Below are 21,505 nucleotides of genomic sequence, written 5' to 3' on the forward strand. Positions count from 1 at the left end.
GATCACACTCCAAATTAAAGCTGGTTTGAGGCTAAAAGCTGTTTCTTTTTAACCTTTTCCCATTGATACCAACCATAAGCTGCCATCAAAACAAATGCTGCATACAAAGCGGCTGTTAAAAATAAATCTTTATAGATGAACATACCGACATAAATAATATCGACAAATACCCAAAGTATCCAAGTCGCAATATGTTTTCGGCTGGTCCAATACGTTGCAAGTAAACTAAATGCGGCAAGTTGTGAGTCGAGCATAGGAACTGCTGCATCAGTAAAGTTTTTAAGAATTAAGCCAAAAAGCAAGCCACCTACCGCGGCAATGATCATTTGAAAAATTGCAACTTTAGGAGCTATTGGCTCTATACGAATGTCATGATCTTGCTGCTTTCCTTTGAGCCAGTAGTAAAAGCCATAAAAATTTACGACCATAAAAAAGAACTGCAAAATCGTTTCGCCATATAGCTTAAATTCGTAAAACAAATAGGCATATAAAACAAAGGCAAAAAAATTAAACAGCCAACACCACATATTACGGATTACCGTTAATCCGACTCCAATCAGGCTAATCAAGACTGCAAAGATTTCTAGAGGTGACATAAAAACAGCTGCTTATTGAGATCAATTTGACGAAGTATTATGAGAAAAATATAAAGCGAAGCAAACTGCTAATTTAAATAAATGATGCAAATTGGCATTGTCTGAAGTTTTATTCTTTTCTAATGCTGTCGATTTATTTCAGTAGATAAACAAAAAATACTGATCAAGTCGCGAACAAATTATATTTGCTAGTTTTTAAACGATTGTTTAAAACATGATTAAAGACAAATAAAGAGCATGACAATATGTCAAATCAAGAAGGAAAGGTCAGCCGTGAAACTCGCGGACATATTTTTTTAATTGGTTTAGATCGGGCAGCAAAACGTAATGCTTTTGATAGTCACATGATCAAAAACTTATCACTAGCGCTCACCGAATATGAAAATAATGATGCCCTGCGCTGTGCTGTTATCTTTGCTCATGGTGATCATTTTACGGCCGGATTAGATTTAGTTGAGTTACAACCCAAGCTCGCTACAGGTGTTTTTGATTTTAGTGAAAATGAGATTAACCCTTGGGGCACAATAGGCCGAAAGCTCAGTAAGCCTTTGATTGTGGCAGTACAAGGTTATTGTTATACAGCTGGTATAGAATTATTCCTCAACGCAGATATTACGATTGCGAGTGAAAATACACAATTTGCTCAGATGGAAGTTCAACGTGGCATCTTACCTTTTGGCGGAGCTACTGCGCGTTTTACCCAAGCCGCGGGTTGGGCCAAAGCCATGCGTTATTTACTCACTGGTGACTCTTTCGATGCAAAAGCAGCATTTGATATGAACCTGATTACCGAAATATGTCCAGAAGGTTCTCAGCTCAATCGTGCAATAGAACTTGCTGAACATGTTGCGCAAGCTGCTCCTCTTGCTGTAAAAGCGACCCTCGCCTCTGCTCGTGAAGCTATTAATGAAGGTTACGAGGTTGCCTTTAAGCAATTGCAAAACCATCTTCAACCATTGCTCACAACAGAAGATGTTCAAGAAGGTGTGTTTGCCATGTTGCAAAAAAGACCTCCTGTTTTTAAAGGTAAATAATACCTGCTCAAGCACTGCGCTCTACAGTTTAAAACTTATGGGTATTCCGAAATTAGCGTAAAAAAAGCCCACATGATGCGGGCTTTTTTATTAATTGGCTTTATTCAACTCTAATGATTTTACCTAGTTCATCATGGTGAACGACTGTAATTTTCTGACTACGTCCCTGCTCAATTTCATGTTCAGGTAAATCAAAATAGCGCGCATAATCATCAGTCTGTTTTGCTTTAAGCGCATTACCACCAACACGATGCTCAGGCAGCACATGACTCCACAACAATAAACAAATTGCACAAGCAATTAACGCAGTAATACCATGTTCAATGCCTAAACCAAAGGCACTAAACAAACGGTGAACCAAATGTGTTTTTTGGAGCTCAGCCAAAACCCAGATCAGTACAAATGGACGCCACAGCAACAACCAAACCGCCCACATCATGGCTGTGCTTGTTGTAGAAGCATAGCGCTTATGCCATGGTAATTGACGGCGTAAATCAATAATCAACGAATTTGTCTTCATTTCTCTCTTTACCTAACGAAGTGCTGTGGTTTTCCCCAGACATCAATACAGCACGATCTTTAAAATCTCATGACTCTTGCATTTCATCCACGAATGCCCCGATCCGGGCTCACCCAACGCGCACGTTTCTCATCTCCACGTTTTAAAACTTTTGGAAATGCCACAATAGTTGCCGAGATGGTGATTAGCCAAAAGACCAATGGATACCAGATCATCCAGAAATAGTTTTTTCCTAGATTTGGTTCATAACGACTATCCATCCATTTGCTTAAAGCAAACTGAATGAGACAGGTTGCCCCCAATAAAATACCGCTACCATACGGTAAAAATGGAGAGCTCACAACGGCTAAAGCAGGGACCGGTAAAATAAAATGTACCAACCATAATAAAGCCATCGCGAGCATTAAATATGACCAAACTAAGGTTAAGCAAAGCTCAAACATTAAAGGCCATAAAAAATTTAATTTTGGTTTGGTGAACACATCAATATTTTTAATTAATACCTGTGCCCCACCCATAGCCCAACGTAAACGTTGTTTCCACAAACCGTTTAAAGTTTCAGGCATTAAAATCCAGACCAAGGCATTCGGTTCAAAACGAATGTCCCAACCTGCTCGCTGCAATTTCCAAGTAATATCGATATCTTCAGTCAACATATTTGGAGACCAATAATCCACTTGGTGAACAGCGCTCTTACGAAAAGCGGTAATCACACCCGATACGGTAAATAAGCGCCCAAAGGTACGTTGTGCACGTTTAATCATGCCAACAATCGAAGAAAACTCACCGACCTGAATACGCCCTAGCAAAGTTGAGCGAGTACGAATACGCGGGTTACCTGTAACCGCTGCAACTGTTGGATTTTCCTGAAAATGACGAATCATCCACTTTGCTGCATGAGGATCAAGTAAAGCATCGCCATCAATACCAATTAAAAACTCGGCATCGGTCATTAAGCTTCCGGCTTGCAACCCCATAGCTTTACCTTGGTTTTGAGCCAAATGAACAACACGTAGTTTTTCATGTTGTGCTGCTAAACGGTCGAGTACCTCGCCTGTATTGTCCGAGCTACCATCATTAATCGCAATCACTTCAAAATGAGGATAGTCCAGTTTTAATGCATGGCTAATGGTTTCTTCTGCATTATCCCCTTCATTAAAACAAGGAATTAACACAGCGACTTTTGGATAACTCTCTAATGGAGCTGGTTGATCGTAAGGCGGGGCCTGACGTTCTTTCCAATAGAAAATGATCGCGCCAATCATCCATAAATACGACATGAATAATGGATAATAGAAAACGAATTTTAAGGCATGCGACCATATTGCAGCAAAGATTGTCATGTTTTAGCCTCAACTACGGCACAAGACGAGATGATTTTTCAGCAAATGCTTTATGCATTGTGTTCACATCCGGATGATCTTTAATTGGGTCATCTGGGTAATATCCAACATGCATGACACCTTGCTGATAAAGAGAATGAATTGTTGCGGCCATTTCAGTTGAAGGTACCTTTTCGTTTTTACGCCAGTCAGTTGCCTGTAATTCAAAAACGGTTTTCTTAATGCCATTTGGATATTGTTTCACGCGATCAACCATATCTTTATAGAACTGATCAGCATTATCTACCTGTTCCATATAAGGCATTGCCATAATAGCCGTAAAGTCATAGCGTTTTAACGACTCTTCAAGCGATTGTGAATACCAGTTTTCTGCATATGGTTTTAAAGCAACTTGCGCATACAAATTACGTGCAGTCATCAAGAATGGTTCATATTGTCGCACGTCATCAACAAGTTGCATTGCAAAATCATCTAGATATTTTGTCTTATATGCCGTCCATTTTTGCAAATCTTGATCGTTATCACGAATTTTTGCCAAATCGGTTGGTAAACCTTGTTTCGCATAAGCTTTTAAGGCATCTGGGCTTGCATCTTCATAGTCAGATAAGGTGACATCGTCATGGAATAAAATTCCGTTAAATGAAGATGACTTAGCCAAATCTTGATAAATCTCACGAATAGTTTGGCGTGCGTCTGCTGAGAACGGACTTAAACGGATATACCCCATGTTGAGGTGTTCACCAGCTTTTGCTTGCTCTGTCACCACCAACTCCTTAGAAACAGGATCAGTTTTTGGTAGTTCCCATGCCAATAAAGGCATCCATGCATAAATACGACTTACAGGCGTACGGGTTTGAATTTGCCATGCTACACGGTTAAACAAGTCAGCACGCATTGGAATATGTCGGTTCGGGAAATAAACCATATCGGCAGAACCATTCGCATCTGGGTCTGAAAAAGCCTGTAAATAAACGGTATTTACACCCATCGCATTAATTCGGTCTAACAAGTGACCTAAATTACGCTCTTGCTGTTTCGGGTCCGGGTCATAAATATAGTCCAGATCGACATGCATAATTTTTTGCGGACGGTTGTTATCCGTTAAATTCAATTCACGATTTTTAATTTCTTGAGCCAAATCATCAGTCGTCATATCGCCTTCTACCAAAATACGGCTCATATTTTGTAGAGATTGTTTTGCGTGATCAGCCCCATCATCCAGTGTAATAGTCACTGGCATACCCAATTTTTTCGCAATTTGGACAGTTTGCATATTATAGCGACCATATGGCCACACCATAATACGTGGTGAACGTAAGCCATGTGCTTTGAGTAGCTCGTTATTTTTCTTTAAGTCGTTATAGATACGTGATTGATATTGTTCATCGTTCTCGTAGGTTTGAGTTTTAACATCATAAAAACGAGTTGTTGCAGCTGGTTCAGAGTTACCTTGCGGGTTGCCTGTAATACCGCGGTGTAAATGATAGCTATGGCTTGCAATTTCTACAAAACCACTATCCTGCATCTCTTTCAGCTCACCCCAGCTTAAGATTTTATCACGTGGGATTTCTTCCCCTGAAAAATCAACTTTCTGCCCTGCTTTTGGTTCTAACCATGAACCTACAACAGCTAGAACAACCGGAATTTTTTTAGCTTTAATGACTGGATAAGCATTTTGATAAAAAGATTGATAACCATCATCTACAGTTAATAAAACTGGTTTTGTAGGCAGTTGAGCCTTACCCTGATGAGCACGGATCAACTGATCAACCGTAATAAAATGGAATCCGTTTTTTTGTAGCCATTCAACGTGCTGTGTAAATTGTTGAGTGGTCACTGCATATTGAGGAATTAAGGCATTTTTAGTATCGGTAATTTCATGATAACCAATCACCGTAAGTGTTGAAGCGTCCAGTTTAGGTGGTTTAGCTAATGCCATGCCTGACAAACCTGCCAAGGCCAAGCCAAGTGATATGTTCAACAAAGGAGATGCAAAGCGGATAGTCATGAAATAGCGTCTCAATATCAATATAGATTATTTATGTGAAATTTGATGTTAAGCCACAAACTTTTTGAAATTTGGTCTTAATATCACACTGCCTATAAATGAACAGTTTTTCAGTCAGCATTTATAATCAAATAATCTGAAAATAATCTTAAATATTCAAAAAGCTAAAATATAAATTAATAATGTATTTATATTTAAAGCTCATATAAACAAGAAAGCCCCCTAAAGGGCTTTAAATTTTCACTAGTCACGAGTTTTGACATCAAATAATTCAATTTCAAAAATTAAATTAGAATTAGCAGGAATAATCTTACCCATTTTACGCTCACCATAAGCTAAATGAGCAGGCACGATGAGTTTACGCTTGCCGCCAACTTTCATTCCCATAATGCCTTGGTCCCAACCTTTAATTACACGGCCTGTGCCAATTACGCATTCAAAATAATTACCGCGGTCAATTGAAGAATCAAATTTTGTGCCGTCTTCTAACCAACCTGTGTAGTGAGTTGTAATCAAAGCACCTTTAACCGCTTCTTTGCCTTCGCCTACTTTTAAATCGATAATTTCTAATTCATTTGACATGGTTTACCCCTTAATCTGAATCTTTAAAATCGCAATTGGTACTTAGTGTACCAACTGAATCTGTAGAATTTGTTGCGCTTTTCTATGTTACTGTAACTGTGTCCACACAACACTTGCCTGACCCTTTTCACCTAAAAGCGTCCACTCGTTGTCCATGACATTTAATTGAAGCTGCATTGTACGTTCACAAAGTTGTTCAAGCTCTGCTGTACTTTGAGGGGCAATTTGCCACACCTGAACGTTACTTAACGTTTTAATTTTACTGTTTCGTTTCCACCATTCTTCGACTTGTGTGCCATACACAACAAGTGCAACTGTTTTACAGCGCGCACTGGCTTTTTTGACTTTATCTTCGGATGGTAATCCAACTTCAATCCATGTTTCTAACTGACCCGTTAAATCTTTTTGCCATAACGCTGGCTCATCAGTTTCAAAAAGGTCTTTAGTAAACTCAAGCTCATCACTTGCGAAACGGGCAAAAGCCATCAAACGAACCATTAAGCGTTCTAAAGTTTCCGAAGGATGCAAGGCAAGCGTCAGTTGATAATCACCATAAATATGGTCATCCATATTGGCAATATTCAAGTCTGCCTTATAAATTGTTGCTTTAAGCGCCATGATTAATATGTCCAAAAATTTGGCGCTAAGGATACTCGATTTTGGGTAAAAAATTATAAAAAAACTGAACAATGCAAAGCCTCGTCACGTGAAATTTGCATATTCTTCCAAAACGCTCAGCTTATTTTATAGTTGGCCGACTTTTTGCTTGAAAGAGAAATATTCTCCTCTTGCTAAAATTGATGACTTATGTGGCTAAAGCTCAAGCGTAGTTTATTTTTACAGGTTCTTTGTGCTCTGTTTCTTGGGGTTGCAGTTGGAATCGGCTTTCATGATTTCTCCCTATCTTTAAAGCCATTAGGTGATGGTTTTATTTCTTTAATTAAGATGCTGATTGCACCAATTGTGTTTTGTGTGGTTGTACTGGGAATCTATGGTGCAAACGACATTAAAAAAATGGGCAAAGTCGGTGCAAAAACTATTCTCTATTTTGAAGTGGTGACCAGTATTGCCTTAATTTTAGGCATTATTGTGGCCTATGTATTTAAACCGGGCGTCGGTATGAATATCGATATTAGCCATTTAGATGCAAAAGATTTAAGTACCTATACCGAACGTGCCCATGAAATGCATACAGGTTCGGAATTTCTACTCAATATTATTCCCAAAACCTTCACTGCCGCTTTTGCAAACGGCGATATTTTACAAGTTTTATTAATCGCTATTTTATTTGGTGTTTCCCTACTTTTAATTCCTAAACATTTAGCAGAGCTGGTACGTCAAGCACTTGAAGCTTTTTCGGAAGTCTTCTTTAAAATTATGGGGCTCATTATTCGTTTAGCCCCAATTGGTGTATTTGGTTCAGTGGCCTATACCACTGCTAAATTTGGTTTAGATTCGCTCTTACAATTGGGTTATTTAGTTTTACTGTTTTATGCAACCTGCATTTTATTTGTCGTTATTGTTTTAGGTTCGATTTTAAAACTTGCCGGTTTCAATATTTTCAAATTTGTAGGCTATTTTAAAGATGAACTCGCAATTGTTTTAGGTACAGCTTCTTCTGACTCTGTTCTTCCTCAAATTATGAAAAAGCTCAAAAATTTGGGAATTAAAGATTCAACTGTGGGTTTGGTTATTCCAACGGGTTATTTATTTAATTTGGATGGGTTTTCAATTTATTTAACGTTAGGTGTGATTTTTATAGCGCAAGCCTGCAATATTAATTTGTCTATGCACGACTTACTGGCTATTTTATTGGTTTCGCTTATTACATCGAAAGGCGCACACGGCATACCCGGCTCGGCCTTAGTTATTCTTGCAGCCACACTTTCAGTGATACCAAGTCTCCCTGCAATTGGCTTAGTGCTGCTACTTTCAGTCGATTGGTTTATTGGAATTATTCGTGCCTGTACCAACTTAATCGGTAACTGTGTCGCGACCGTAGTGATTGCTCACTGGGAAAAAGATATTGACCATGCCCAAGCTAAAGCTGTGTTAGATAGCAAACTTTAATCCCACTCTTCAGAGAACATTGAATTACTTTTGGTTTAATGTTCTCTATTCTTCAAGCTGACAGGCAAGTAATGCTGTTTCAAAAGCCAACCAATCATGGTTATGTTGGCTAATGATTTCAATACGGTTATCAATACCCTCTTCGCCCGACTTATAATTAAACTGATCAGGATTAAAGTTAAAAACTTTCCAACCTTGATCTGTATTAAAAATTCCCTTGATTCTTAGCCAATCCTGCTGCGCACATAATAGGTCTAGCAAAGCATAAAAATCGAATTTCCAGCGTTTAGGTAATTTCCAACCTGCCACAATATAACCTTGTGCCGACTCGACATAATGATAAGGTAATTGCTGAATTTCCTTTGTGACTTCGGTTTCAGTCATTTGCTTTTGAAGTTTAAGTAAAGGTTGTATAGATCGCTCGGTTAAACGAGCAGCCACATCAATTTTATTTAAGGCTAACTGACTATGTTCAGTTTTAATCCACTCTTGGTGATAAGGCTGGTATTCGCCTTTTAATAGCTCAAGCGCCTGATCATCTTCAAAAGTCATCACATCGGTATGTGACACCACCACAATCTGGGCAGCTTTTAACTGATCTTCATAAAGGTTTTGTTTAACCCAATTGGTATCATGCAAACGACTACCATCGACCACCGTAATCAACGCTCGCATGGCTAAACTACTTTGCCAATGAGGTTCAGTCAGTTGGTCAAATAACTGAGAAGGATGCCCAAGTCCAGTCGGTTCAATAAAGAGCCGATCTGGTTTTTGTTCACTTAACAGTCGAGCTAAAGCAATATGCATAGGCAATTGACTACTGCAACATAGACAACCACCTAATAGTTCTTTGACTGCATATCCTTCATCTTGAGGTAAGAGTTGTTGGTCTACTCCAATTTGCCCAAACTCATTCATTAATACCGCCCAAACCTCATCTTTAGGCTTTTGGCTTAGTAAATGCTGTAATAATGTGGTTTTTCCTGCCCCTAAAAAACCAGAGATAATATGGGTAGGAACAGTTTTTTGGGCAATCAGTTTCACAAGCGGCTCAAATCAACAAGGTTTAAAAAACTAAGAAAGGTATATCACTGTTTAAGTAGCATGAAAATGGTTTTTCACTTTGAAGATATACTTTTCAATTATTGGGCTAAAGCCCCAAATATGTGACAGACATCTCATCAATTATCTAAATTAACTTTTGATATTTATAATTCAAACGAAATATCCTATTTAAGTATATTCACAATTCATGCCAAAGTGTTAGGTTTACGTAAACAATTTGGTTTTTTTTCACTCAAAAAGAAATATTTTTTCACATTTTAAGGCGTATTTAAGCCCCTTTATTTTACAGATTACTCACATAAACGACCCGTATATTTCATATTGTTAAGATAGGCGTAATAGATTGTTAAGTTAATTGATGTAATCTGAACCTCGGCTTAGCATGTGTCCTAGCTTAGTCATTCAGCCATACAGGTTTCATGTAGGTACGAACGATTAGGTTTAATTTATTTTTAAATGAAATTTAAGGATGCCATAAAATGAAATTAGCTAAAACTTTACTCGCTACTACACTTGCTTTAACTGCTGCTTCAACTTTCGCTGCTTCTAAGCACGACCAAGCACATAACACTGCTGGTGAAGAAAAAGTTGTTGTTTCAACTCAAGAACAAGCAAACACTGCAAATGCTGCATCTGATGCTGTAGGTTCTGCTTCTGAAGCTGCTCCTGCAACTCGTTAATTCTCTCAGCACTCTCCTCCAAGCTCAGAGATAATTTTACTGAAAGGAAATATGGACGCTGAATTTTAGTAAAGAAGAGAAAGGATCGAACCATGCTGCGGTTCGGTCCTTTTTTAATTCGATCTATTTTTTAAGAAGTTTTCTTATACATGCTACAAGATGGATTATGGTTTTCTTGCAGACGTAAAACCTTACGGTGCTCAGCTGCTTCAAAGCGACAACGTTTCCATTCTGTATTTAGATTTAATTGAGGTACTTCACATGGCTTGCCCTGTTCATCAACAGCAACCATCGTGAAATAACAGCTATTGGTATGGCGTACTGTACGCTTCTGAATATTTTGGGCTTCAACACGGATGCCTACTTCCATTGAAGTACGGCCTACATGATTCACACTTGCCAAGAAGGTTACCAGCTCACCCACATAAATCGGTTCTTTAAAATTTACCTTATCTACAGATAAAGTCACCACATAGCCACCCGAATAACGACTTGCGCAAGCGTAAGCGACTTGGTCGAGTAGTTTTAGAATCGTACCACCATGAACATTACCTGAAAAATTTGCCATATCAGGCGTCATCAAAACTGACATCGTCAATTCAGACTGGTCATCAGTTGCTGGGGTTATTTCATCTAATGTAGGCATAGCTAAACTCTGGGTCTTAAAACAAGCTCAGTTAACATTATGGTTGATAATTCACAAAAAAAACATGCTTAAATCCACAACATAGCATTGTATTTTTTAATATCTTCGATTGTTTTTTAAAATTTAATTTTTTAAGACATTATTTTTAAAGTTATTTTTTTAAAGCTGTTTTATTTATCCTGGAGTTTTTTAGAAGATGCTATGCCATTTTATTCCATGTTCAATGACATAGCAGGTTCTTATGAGTGACTTGCTATACTTTATTGATGACGCCTGTCACACCATTAATAATCATATCAATGGCGATCGTACCGATTAATAAAGCAGATAAACGCCCAACAATATCAAAATAGCGGTCGATATGCTTGGCATGTTTATAGCGTAAATGATCATGTGAAAATTTCATCAAAATCAAAATACTGCAAGTTAAAAATAAAGTGAAGGCAATCACTAGGGCTGCCTCACCGATTGACATTTCAATCCCTGTGACTACCGCAGCGCTAATAGTCCCTGGACCGATCATAAACGGCATGGCAATGGTGCCAGCCAGATGTTCTGGAGCACCACGCATTTCTCCAATGGTATCGGCCCCCTGAAACACATAGCGGTAGCCAATCACCAAAAAGATAAGGCCTCCAAAAATCTGAAAGGCTTCAAAACGTACATTCAGATATTTACTAAAAATTGTTTCGCCGCCCCATGCAAATAGCATAAACACGACAAAAGCAATTACACTTCCCTGAATCAGTGCTTTATTAAACACCTTTGCTTCTGAATGGCGAATCAGGCCAATCATATAAATGCTCATTAAGAATGGATTGAGCAATGAGAAAAATAAAGCAAAAGAATGTAGATAAGGAGAAGCCATGCATTTTCCTCTTAAGCTTGTGGATCTGGGAACAATGGACGGTTACCCGGGCTAATACGATTAATATGTAAGAATGTCATATGTCTTTCATATTTATCTAAAATATCATTAATCACCTGTTCTTTACTGTAGCCAACCAGATCGTTATCTTGAGAGCCATCATAAAGATAGGTTTCAAGTCGGAAATAGAACTGTTTGCCACGTTTTACACGCTGACTGAAGTTCGGCGCGCTATAGCGTACAGGCCAGATCTGATAAACAAAGTTTTGCTCTTCTTCCAAATGGATAGTCAGATCTAGATGGTAAAGCGTATCTTCATCTTCAAGCGGGGTTTGCTGCACGTCCACATTCATACCCTGCTTAATCAACTCATCAGCAACAGCTTGAACAGCCGGCAAACACACTGTATCTAGCATGCGCTGTGTTTCAGTGGTTCCCGGATGATGCATGACTCGAGTTAAACGCTGTTTCCAGTTCAGAATATCCACATTCCCTACCACTGGCGCTGCATTCATACTGAGACTAGCATGCCTGTAATCTTCAAGTCTGAGCGACTTATAAAGCCCTGCCATCACAAGGAACATCACAAAACTAAACGGCAATCCCATAATAATAGTTGCGTTTTGCAAGGCAGTAATGCCGTTGGTCATGAGCATGGCGAGCGTGAGCAAACCAATTGCTATTGCCCAAAACACGCTTAACCAACGTGGAGCATCATTATCAATATTAGTGAGTTTAGTGGTGAAGTTACCTAAAACTAGCGCTCCCGAATCGGCAGAAGTCACGTAGAACAAAAGCCCTGTTACGGTGGCAATTGAAGCGATAAAGGTAAAGCCCGGATATTGTGCTAACAGGTCATAAAAACCATGAGCCGGATTTGCCAACACAGTCGCTGCTAAGGTTTGGTTGCCTTCAAAAATAACGCTGTGCAGTGCACTATTACCAAAAATAGATAACCACGTGAGTGTAAATAGAAGAGGAATAATTAAGGTACCGCATACAAACTCACGAATGGTACGCCCTCTTGAGATACGTGCTAAAAAGAGTCCTACAAATGGAGACCAAGCAATCCACCACGCCCAGAAGAAGAAAGTCCAACTACTCATCCATTCTTTAGGCTGTTCAAAAGCAAAACTTTGTAATGCTAAAGCAGGGAAACGGGTTAAATAGTCACCAATATTTTGGACAAGGGCGTTGAGTAAAAACTCGGTATTTCCCAAGAATAAAATAAACAGCAATAACCCGACTGAAACATAAATATTGATTTCAGATAAAATCCGCAGGCCTTTATTGACCCCAGATGTCACCGAAATAACGCTAATACCCACTGCAACAGCAATCAGGATAAATTGCATCCAGATATTTTCTGGTAACCCCAATAACACATGTAGGCCATAATTCAGCTGTACTACTCCAATCCCGCAGGTCGTCGCAATACCAAAAATTGTCCCGATGACAGCAGCCGTATCAACACTATGCCCAATTGCCCCATTAATTCTGTTCCCGAAAATTGGGTAAAGTGCAGAACGAATGGTAAGTGGCAAATTATAACGATAGCTAAAGTATCCCAATGACATACCAATCAAGGCATACATACACCAGCCAGTTAAACCATAGTGGAATAAGGTCCAAACCATACTTTGGCGTGCTGCTTCATAGGTTTGCCCTGCTCCGACTGGAGGTTGCATGTAATGAGATAGTGGTTCAGCGACCGAGAAGAACATGAGGTCGATACCAATACCCGCCGAGAACAGCATGGCAGACCAACTGAGTAAACTAAACTCAGGCTTTGAATGCTTAGGGCCTAATTTGATACTGCCATATCTTGAGCAGGCAATAAAAATCACGAAGGCCATATATAGTGTTGCAGCCAGCAGATAATACCAACCAAAAGTTGAAGTTACCCACTGAAGCACAGCATTCATGACTCGATTTGCAAAATCGTTGAACAAAAATGTGACGAGAGAAAAAATTAAAATAAGTACAGCTGAAAAATAAAAAACCACACGGTTGAGCGGGTCTTTTTTAGATTTAGATAATGTTAAATCATCAACTGCTCTTGGATTATCTGTTGCCATACAATCCTCAAGGAATAAAATAAAAATAAAATATTTAATTTCGTCTTTTCACTCTTATTTAAAACAATGAAAAGACGACTTTAAACGCAAAAAATAATATATAGATGTGATCGATTGAGGTTATAAAACCTCGGTCACTTTATTCTGGTCACAATTCGATGGGACTGAAATGTCTTTTGAAACAGCTAACTGTTTTTTCACTAATTGAGGGTCAAAATCATCTTGCTTTAATGCTTTAGCTAAACCAAACATATAAAGCAAAATAATGACTGAAAATGGTAAACCACATAACACCACAGCACTTTGCATGGAGTTAAAACTACCGGCTAAAAGTAAGCCAATACTTACAATGGTAATTACCACAGACCAAAAGACGCGTAACCAGATCGGTGAATCACTATCATTGGTGCCCCCTTTTGAGGACAAATTAGCGATCATTAGTGTACCAGAGCCAACTGGTGTCAAAAATAAAACGAAACAAATTACAACAACAATACCCGCAACGTACGGATTAAACGGCAGATATTCGAGTAATTTAAATAAAGATAATGCTGGATCAGTTAAGACCATATCACCTAATACTTTCTGTTTTTGCTGCAAGATTAAATAAATTGCAGTGTTTCCAAAAACTGAAATCCAAGCCAGTGTAAAGCCTAGTGGAATCAAGCATACACCTAATACTACTTCACGAATGGTACGTCCTTTTGAAATGCGGGCAATAAACATGCCGACAAAAGGCGCCCAAGCAATCCACCATGCCCAATAAAATACAGTCCACGAACCCAACCAGCCACTGGCTTTTTGATTGTACAAATACATATCAAAACTTTTACCAATAAAATTATTGAGATAATCGCCCGTATTTTGTACAAGACCATTTAATAAATGATTGGTCGGACCTGTTAAAAATACAAATAAAAGTAATGCATACAGCAAACGTAAATTAATACGCGACAACCATGCCAAGCCTTTTTCAATACCCACCACTGTCGTAATCGTGGCAACGAACATCATGATGAGCACGGCAGTAATTAAGGTTGCAGAGTTATCTGGAATTTGCGGCAGTAAATAACAAATGCCTGAAACCAATACCAAAGCACCAATACCTAAGTTGGTCACCAAAGAAATGACCGTCGCTAAAATTCCAAAGCCATCGACAAAATCACCTACCAAGCCATGCACTCGCTCTCCAAAAATTGGATAAAGCGCTGAACGCAGTGCTAATGGCAAGTTTTGTCTAAAAGCAAAGTAACCTAAAGTGACTCCAAGCAATGCATAAAGTACCCAGCCATGAATACCCCAATGCAAAAAGCTATAAGTCATCGCATTACGGGCTGCCTGAATCGTTCCTGCCTCGCCTTCTGGCGGTCTTAAAAAATGGTCAACAGGTTCGGCCACACCATAATAAAGTAGTGCAATGCCAATCCCTGCTGAGAACAACATTGAAGTCCAAGCCAGATAAGTGAACTCAGGCTTATCGTCATCTTTACCTAAAGGAATCTGCCCTACTTTTGAAAAAGCGAGCCAAGCGACAAAGCCCAGACAGAGCACAATAACTAGCATGTAATACCACCCGAAAAAGTGATTTACTTGCTCTTGTACATAGGTCAACCAAAACTGACTTTTTTCTGGAAACAGCACAAAAAGTAGGCCAAAAATGCCAATACTGATGGCTGAACTCCAAAATACGAAACGATTTAACCGAATATGGTCTGAAGAATATCCATCACTTTTCAACACCATCTTATTGCTCCTTGCAATCGGTGTATTTTTCTCAAAATAACGTGATAAGTAATGTACTTATGCGCATCATCCTATCCTTAAGAACCTTTGATTTCACCTCTTTATTTTTAGAAGCTTGTTCAAAAATTCATTGATTTTTACATATCATACTTGTTATTGATTGAACGTTCAATCAATAACAAGTATGATAAAAAAGTGCTATGATGCTCTGCAAGTTAACATGTTGAATTTTAAGCACCACTAAAAGTGCTGATGTGGACAACCATGACAAAACGCAGAGTAAAACCAGAACATGTGCGACGTGAAGAAATCATGAACGCTGCACTCGACGTAATTTATGAAGTGGGGTTATCCAATACCACCATTGCACAAATTGCAAAAAAAGCCGAGCTGTCGACCGGCATTGTTAGCCATTATTTTGGCGACAAACAAGGGTTGATAAATACCTGCATGCAAGAAATGTTAAATGTTCTGCGTCGTAAAACCGAACAGTACAGAGCAGAAGCAGATTCGCATCCAGAGAGCCAGATTAAGGCCATTATCGACTCTAACTTTGACATTAGTCAGGTCAATGAAAAAGCAATGCGGGTCTGGTTGGACTTTTGGTCAGCAAGTATGCATGTACCAGACTTAAGCCGCTTACAAAAGATTAATGATCAACGCCTGTACTCCAACTTGAAATTTTATTTTCTTAAGTTAATGGATGAACAACAGGCCAGTGTTGCCGCTAGAGGTTTGGCAGCATTGATTGATGGATTATGGTTACGAGGCAGTTTAAGCCGTCATAACGAATTTGACAGCAACCTTGCTCGTTCCATTGCTTACGATTATGTACAAACGCAATTGCAATTTGCGAACAAGCCTTTGCAGGAGAGACAAAATGAGTGATGTACAAGTTCATCAATTGTATATCCATGGACGCTACGTTAAAGCAACCAGTGGTAAAACATTTAATAGTATTAACCCCGCCAACGGCGAGACAATCGCGATTCTTCAGCAAGCTTCTGAACAAGATATTGAAGCTGCTGTACAAAGTGCCCAACAAGGACAAAAAATCTGGGCTGCCATGACTGCCATGGAACGTTCACGTATTTTACGTCGTGCTGTCGACATTCTTCGTGAACGTAATGATGAGCTTGCCCGTCTTGAAACACTCGACACAGGTAAAGCTTTTAGCGAAACATCTACAGTCGATATTGTGACTGGCGCAGATGTACTCGAATACTACGCAGGACTTGCAACAGCTATTCAAGGTGAACAAGTTCCACTTCGCGAATCAAGTTTCTTTTATACACGCCGTGAACCTTTAGGCGTAGTTGCTGGTATTGGTGCTTGGAACTATCCAATTCAAATCGCTTTATGGAAATCTGCCCCTGCCCTTGCTGCGGGTAATGCCATGATTTTCAAACCAAGCGAAACCACTCCACTTACTGCATTTAAACTTGCAGAAATCTATACAGAAGCTGGCCTACCAGACGGCGTATTTAACGTGGTGCAAGGTGCTGGCCGTGAAATTGGCCAATGGCTCACTGAACATCCCGTGATTGAAAAAATCTCATTCACTGGTGGTGTGGAAACTGGCAAAAAAGTCATGGCAAGTGCTGCTGGCTCTACGCTAAAAGAAGTGACCATGGAACTCGGTGGTAAATCTCCACTGATTATTTGTGAAGATGCCGACCTGAACCGTGCAGCAGATATTGCAGTCATGGCGAACTTCTTTAGCTCAGGTCAGGTATGTACTAACGGTACACGCGTATTTGTTCCAAAATCACTTTTAGCTGACTTTGAAAAAGCTGTTGTAGAGCGTGTAAAACGTATTCACATTGGCGATCCAATGACTGAAGACACAAACTTCGGTCCGCTCACTAGCTTCCCTCATATGGAAAAAGTGTTGTCCTTCATTGAGTCAGGCAAACAACAAGGCGCTAAAGTGTTAATTGGTGGTGGTCGTGCGACCGAAGGCGAACTTGCCAAAGGCGCTTATGTACTACCGACAGTATTTAGCGACTGCACTGACCAGATGGCTATTGTTCAAGAAGAAATTTTTGGACCTGTCATGAGCATCTTAAGCTATGAAACTGAAGAAGAAGTCATCCGTCGTGCTAACGACACGACCTTTGGTCTAGCTGCCGGCGTTGTTACTCAAGACATCAGCCGTGCTCATCGCATTATTCACCAAATTGAAGCCGGTATTTGCTGGATTAACACTTGGGGTGAATCGCCTGCCGAGATGCCAGTTGGTGGCTATAAACAATCTGGTGTAGGCCGCGAAAATGGCTTAACCACGCTTGGGCACTATACCCGTATCAAATCTATTCAAGTTGAACTTGGCGATTATCAAAGCATTTTTTAATGCCTCAATTGCTCTAAACACTTCAACCTAAATCACATATGCCGAGCAGTCTTTATAGATTGCTCAGGCAAACTGTTAGTAAAAAAAGGATAGTTATGAATATTAAAGAATATGATTACATTATTATTGGCGCAGGATCTGCCGGAAATGTACTCGCTGCGCGTCTTACTGAAGACAAAGATACCACCGTTTTATTATTAGAAGCGGGTGGACCAGATTATCGCTTGGATTTCCGTACACAAATGCCGGCAGCTTTGGCCTACCCTCTTCAAGGTCGTCGCTATAACTGGGCTTATTTAACTGACCCAGAGCCACACATGAACAACCGTCGTATGGAATGTGGTCGTGGTAAAGGCTTAGGTGGCTCATCTTTAATTAATGGTATGTGCTATATCCGCGGTAACGCAATGGATTTAGAACAATGGGCAACCCATAAAGGCCTTGAAAACTGGTCTTATGCCGACTGTTTGCCTTACTACAAAAAAGCCGAAACTCGTGATATTGGTGAAAATGACTACCATGGCGGCAATGGTCCTGTGTCCGTTGCTACTCCTAAAAATGGCAACAATGTGTTGTTCCATGCCATGGTTGAAGCTGGTGTACAAGCAGGTTACCCACGTACTGATGACTTAAACGGTTACCAACAAGAAGGCTTTGGTCCAATGGACCGCACGGTTACACCTAAAGGTCGTCGCTCAAGCACTGCACGTGGTTATTTGGATATGGCAAAAGGTCGTCCAAACCTGACCATTCTGACTCACGCCACAACCAATAAAATCTTGTTTAATCAAAAGCAAGCCATTGGTGTTGAATACATTATTGGTGCTGACCAAAACAACTTGCAACGTGCATTGGTTAAACGCGAAGTCTTGTTATGCGCAGGCGCAATTGCGTCACCACAAATTTTACAGCGTTCAGGTGTGGGTCAAAGTACCTTCTTAAAATCAATGGACATTGATGTGGTTCATGATTTGCCAGGTGTAGGTGAAAACCTGCAAGACCACTTGGAAATGTATTTACAGTATAAATGTAAGCAACCCGTTTCTTTATACCCTGCCTTGAAATGGTATAACCAACCTGCAATTGGTGCTGAGTGGTTGTTTAACGGTACGGGTATTGGCGCAAGCAACCAGTTTGAAGCAGGCGGATTTATCCGTAGTTCGGATGAGTTCAAATGGCCAAATATCCAGTACCATTTCTTGCCGGTTGCCATTAACTACAACGGTAGTAATGCAGTAAAAGAACATGGCTTCCAAGCTCACGTTGGTTCAATGCGTTCGCCTTCACGCGGTCGTATCAAACTTAAATCAAAAGATCCATTTGAGCATCCAAGTATCTTGTTTAACTACATGTCGACTGAGCAAGACTGGCGTGAGTTCCGTGATGCAATTCGTATCACTCGTGAAATCATGCAGCAACCTGCACTTGACCCTTATCGTGGTGAAGAAATTAGCCCAGGTAAACATCTACAATCTGACGCAGAGCTTGACGACTTTGTTCGTAACCATGCAGAAACCGCTTACCATCCGTCTTGTAGCTGTAAGATGGGCGAAGATGAAATGGCTGTTGTAGATGGTCAAGGTCGCGTACACGGTATGCATGGTTTACGTGTTGTCGATGCCTCTATCATGCCGCTCATTATTACCGGTAACTTAAACGCAACCACCATTATGATTGCCGAGAAAATTGCAGACCAGATTCGTGGACGTGAAGCGTTACCACGTTCAACTGCACCGTTCTATGTAGCATCATAAAACCATTCAGGGCATATTTCTTATACAGAAATATGCCCTTAATTTAAATCTATAGAGCCAATATTAATAAGAACGATGTATGACAGAAAATAAGCATTTATGAGCAGCTTGTTTACATAAATATGGCATGTAATAAAAATTAATCTATTTTTATAGGCAAATTTCCCTCAAGTGATTTAACTTTAATCAAATTATAATTATTGTTTTACTTTCAAATGCTTAAATAAAAACATCTAACTTAAAATTATCTTATTAAAACTCAATTTGGTTAAATATAAATCATATTTATGATTTTGATGAACCACATTTATTATAAAAATTGTCTTGTCAATGCAAAATTAGTCTAAAATATGGTGTGTTTGCGATAATGCCCAGTCATTTTTATTTTTTTCGAAGTTCTCGAATTTTGAGAATTCACTTTCGCATTTATATCCATTTTGTCTGGATACGCTGTCTAGGTTTCCTCACACCTTAAGTGACTCAAATAACTTATTTTAAGGTCCCCCTTACATGAAAAAGTTTTTGAAATACCTTCTGGTATTAATCATTCTTATTTTAATTGCAGGTATTGTTTTCTTGTTTAGACCAACTGCGTCAAAACAAGTAGAAACTGCAAAAGATGAGCCAGTTGTTGATGCTGTTCTTGTTGGCGGCGGCATCATGAGTGCCACTCTCGGTACTTATTTCACTGAGCTTGAACCAAACTGGCAAATTCGTATGTTTGAGCGTCTTGATCAAGTTGCTCAAGAAAGTTCAAACGGCTTTAACAATGCCGGAACAGGCCACTCTGGCTTTATGGAAATGAACTATACCGAAGAGAAAAACGGTAAGATGGAAATTGCCAAAGCTGAAAAAGTTGCTTCTCAATTTGAAGTTGCTAAACAGTTCTGGTCACATCAGGTAAAACAAGGTGTTTTAGCTGAACCAAAAACATTCATTAACCCAGTTCCGCACATTGCTTTCGTTTGGGGCGATAACGTTCAATTCTTAGAAAAACGTTATGCTGCCATGATCCAAAGTCCGCTGTTCAAAGGCATGAAATTTACTGAAGACCCAGCTGTAATTAAACAATGGGCACCTTTAGTCATGAATGACCGTGACCCTAGTCAAAAAGTTGCAGCAACTCGTATGGATGTTGGCTCTGACGTGAACTATGGTTCAATCACTAAACAATTAGTGAGTCATTTAAATCAAAATCCTAATTTCAAATTACAGACTTCAACTGAAGTGACTGGCATCAGCCAAAATGATGACAAAACTTGGACGGTGGCTTTCAAAAATTTGAAAACTGGTAAAGTAGATCACGTTAAAACACGTTTTGTATTTATCGGTGCAGGTGGTGCAGCAGTTAAATTATTGCAACTTACTGGTTTACCAGAAGCGAAACAATATGCTGGCTTCCCTGTTGGTGGTGAGTTCTTAATTACTGACAATCCAAAAATTACTGCAGAACATACAGCGAAAGTGTATGGCCGTGCTGAACTTGGTGCGCCTCCAATGTCTGTACCACATATTGATACACGTTATATCGACGGTAAAAAATATGTATTGTTTGGACCATTTGCAACGTATTCAAACAAGTTCCTGAAAAATGGTTCTCAGCTTGACTTGCTTGCATCAACAAACAAAAGCAACGTTTTACCAATGACCACTGTTGGCTTGGAAAACCTTGATCTTGTTAAATACTTGGTGAGCCAAGTGATGATGTCAGATGAAGACCGTCTCAATGAACTTCGTAAATACTACCCAGATGCGAAAGCTGAAGACTGGCGTTTAAGCCAAGGTGGTCAACGTGTTCAGATCATCAAAAAAGAACCGGGTAAACCAGCAACACTTCAATTCGGTACAGAAATCTTTGCGTCTAAAGATGGTGCTGTAACTGCATTGTTAGGTGCGTCGCCTGGTGCTTCGACTTCTCCATACATCATGCTTAACTTGCTTGAAAAAGCTTTCCCTCAGCAAACTGAAGGTAAGTGGAATCAAAAGCTTCATGAAATTGTAGTGTCTTATAAGCAAGACTTGAGCAAAGATCCTGTGTTACTCGACAAAGTTCGTCAGTACACAAGTTCTACGCTTGGCTTGAACTATACATCTCCGTTCAAAGCTGCAAACGATGAAACTGCTGCTGCCCCAGTTGCAAAAGCAAACTAAGTTTGACGATGTAT

General features: G+C 39.6%; 18 protein-coding genes. 7 read left to right on the forward strand and 11 right to left on the reverse strand.

Translation table 11 applies throughout. From position 1 onward, the window contains the following. Positions 1 to 14 precede the first annotated feature (14 nt). Positions 15 to 596 carry a nicotinamide riboside transporter PnuC gene (gene pnuC / locus SOI76_RS13740; protein ID WP_005075405.1) on the reverse strand — a complete coding sequence of 194 codons (582 nt, stop codon included), beginning with the start codon at positions 594 to 596 and terminating at the stop codon, positions 15 to 17. Positions 597 to 841: 245 nt separating this feature from the next. Here pnuC and SOI76_RS13745 point away from each other — a divergent pair, with 245 nt between their 5' ends. After that, positions 842 to 1,630, forward strand: a complete 789-nt coding sequence (locus tag SOI76_RS13745) for a crotonase/enoyl-CoA hydratase family protein (RefSeq protein WP_104079312.1) — start codon at positions 842 to 844, stop codon at positions 1,628 to 1,630. A 100-nt stretch (positions 1,631 to 1,730) separates the two neighbouring features. Here SOI76_RS13745 and pgaD read toward each other — a convergent pair whose 3' ends face one another. The 5 genes from pgaD to yaeQ all read right to left on the reverse strand — a co-directional run bounded on the left by pgaD (position 1,731) and on the right by yaeQ (position 6,701). Beyond that, positions 1,731 to 2,150, reverse strand: coding sequence for a poly-beta-1,6-N-acetyl-D-glucosamine biosynthesis protein PgaD (gene pgaD / locus SOI76_RS13750; RefSeq protein ID WP_044100554.1), 420 nt, complete (start codon positions 2,148 to 2,150; stop codon positions 1,731 to 1,733). An 83-nt stretch (positions 2,151 to 2,233) separates the two neighbouring features. After that, complete coding sequence (gene pgaC, locus SOI76_RS13755) at positions 2,234 to 3,493, reverse strand: poly-beta-1,6-N-acetyl-D-glucosamine synthase (RefSeq protein ID WP_104079311.1); 1,260 nt, start codon at positions 3,491 to 3,493, stop codon at positions 2,234 to 2,236. 13 nt (positions 3,494 to 3,506) lie between these two features. Beyond that, the gene (gene pgaB, locus SOI76_RS13760) at positions 3,507 to 5,501 is read right to left on the reverse strand and encodes a poly-beta-1,6-N-acetyl-D-glucosamine N-deacetylase PgaB (RefSeq protein ID WP_104079310.1); all 1,995 of its coding nucleotides are present in this window, start codon (positions 5,499 to 5,501) and stop codon (positions 3,507 to 3,509) included. Between the two features lie 243 nt (positions 5,502 to 5,744). After that, positions 5,745 to 6,083 (reverse strand): FKBP-type peptidyl-prolyl cis-trans isomerase, encoded by a 339-nt coding sequence (fbp, locus tag SOI76_RS13765; RefSeq protein WP_002117532.1) that lies wholly within the window; start codon positions 6,081 to 6,083, stop codon positions 5,745 to 5,747. Between the two features lie 87 nt (positions 6,084 to 6,170). Further along, a complete protein-coding gene (gene yaeQ, locus SOI76_RS13770) occupies positions 6,171 to 6,701 on the reverse strand; it encodes a YaeQ family protein (protein WP_002117684.1) in 531 nt (176 codons plus the stop codon). A 189-nt stretch (positions 6,702 to 6,890) separates the two neighbouring features. On the opposite strand from yaeQ, the gene dctA reads away from it, so the two are divergent. Further along, positions 6,891 to 8,153, forward strand: a complete 1,263-nt coding sequence (gene dctA, locus SOI76_RS13775) for a C4-dicarboxylate transporter DctA (RefSeq protein ID WP_104079309.1) — start codon at positions 6,891 to 6,893, stop codon at positions 8,151 to 8,153. Positions 8,154 to 8,198: 45 nt separating this feature from the next. On the opposite strand, the gene SOI76_RS13780 is transcribed toward dctA, so the two are convergent. Next, complete coding sequence (locus SOI76_RS13780) at positions 8,199 to 9,197, reverse strand: CobW family GTP-binding protein (protein ID WP_104079308.1); 999 nt, start codon at positions 9,195 to 9,197, stop codon at positions 8,199 to 8,201. Positions 9,198 to 9,697: 500 nt separating this feature from the next. Here SOI76_RS13780 and SOI76_RS13785 point away from each other — a divergent pair, with 500 nt between their 5' ends. Next, positions 9,698 to 9,898 carry a hypothetical protein gene (locus SOI76_RS13785; RefSeq protein ID WP_000761577.1) on the forward strand — a complete coding sequence of 67 codons (201 nt, stop codon included), beginning with the start codon at positions 9,698 to 9,700 and terminating at the stop codon, positions 9,896 to 9,898. 130 nt (positions 9,899 to 10,028) lie between these two features. Here the strand turns inward: SOI76_RS13785 and vdlD are convergent, their stop codons facing one another. From vdlD to SOI76_RS13805, 4 genes are all read right to left on the reverse strand, one after another. After that, on the reverse strand, positions 10,029 to 10,544 hold the full coding sequence (gene vdlD / locus SOI76_RS13790; RefSeq protein WP_016141949.1) for an acyl-CoA thioesterase: 516 nt from the start codon (positions 10,542 to 10,544) through the stop codon (positions 10,029 to 10,031). A 253-nt stretch (positions 10,545 to 10,797) separates the two neighbouring features. Continuing rightward, positions 10,798 to 11,412 carry a MarC family protein gene (locus tag SOI76_RS13795; RefSeq protein ID WP_032055111.1) on the reverse strand — a complete coding sequence of 205 codons (615 nt, stop codon included), beginning with the start codon at positions 11,410 to 11,412 and terminating at the stop codon, positions 10,798 to 10,800. A gap of 11 nt (positions 11,413 to 11,423) precedes the next feature. Continuing rightward, complete coding sequence (locus SOI76_RS13800; RefSeq protein WP_104079307.1) at positions 11,424 to 13,490, reverse strand: choline transporter; 2,067 nt, start codon at positions 13,488 to 13,490, stop codon at positions 11,424 to 11,426. Positions 13,491 to 13,610: 120 nt separating this feature from the next. Continuing rightward, positions 13,611 to 15,233 (reverse strand): BCCT family transporter, encoded by a 1,623-nt coding sequence (locus tag SOI76_RS13805; RefSeq protein WP_104079306.1) that lies wholly within the window; start codon positions 15,231 to 15,233, stop codon positions 13,611 to 13,613. Between the two features lie 264 nt (positions 15,234 to 15,497). Between SOI76_RS13805 and betI the strand changes: the two genes are divergently transcribed. The 4 genes from betI (at position 15,498) to mqo (ending at position 21,491) form a co-directional block, all read left to right on the forward strand. Beyond that, positions 15,498 to 16,121 (forward strand): transcriptional regulator BetI, encoded by a 624-nt coding sequence (gene betI, locus SOI76_RS13810; RefSeq protein ID WP_005070763.1) that lies wholly within the window; start codon positions 15,498 to 15,500, stop codon positions 16,119 to 16,121. Continuing rightward, complete coding sequence (gene betB, locus SOI76_RS13815) at positions 16,114 to 17,586, forward strand: betaine-aldehyde dehydrogenase (protein ID WP_104079305.1); 1,473 nt, start codon at positions 16,114 to 16,116, stop codon at positions 17,584 to 17,586. The genes betI and betB overlap by 8 nt, the downstream gene beginning before the upstream one ends. Before the next feature lie 95 nt (positions 17,587 to 17,681). Next, positions 17,682 to 19,340, forward strand: a complete 1,659-nt coding sequence (gene betA, locus SOI76_RS13820) for a choline dehydrogenase (protein WP_104079304.1) — start codon at positions 17,682 to 17,684, stop codon at positions 19,338 to 19,340. Positions 19,341 to 19,850: 510 nt separating this feature from the next. Beyond that, positions 19,851 to 21,491 (forward strand): malate dehydrogenase (quinone), encoded by a 1,641-nt coding sequence (gene mqo, locus SOI76_RS13825; protein WP_104079303.1) that lies wholly within the window; start codon positions 19,851 to 19,853, stop codon positions 21,489 to 21,491. Positions 21,492 to 21,505: the final 14 nt, after the last annotated feature.

The sequence above is a fragment of the Acinetobacter pittii genome, assembly GCF_034064985.1.
Lineage (GTDB): Bacteria > Pseudomonadota > Gammaproteobacteria > Pseudomonadales > Moraxellaceae > Acinetobacter > Acinetobacter pittii_H.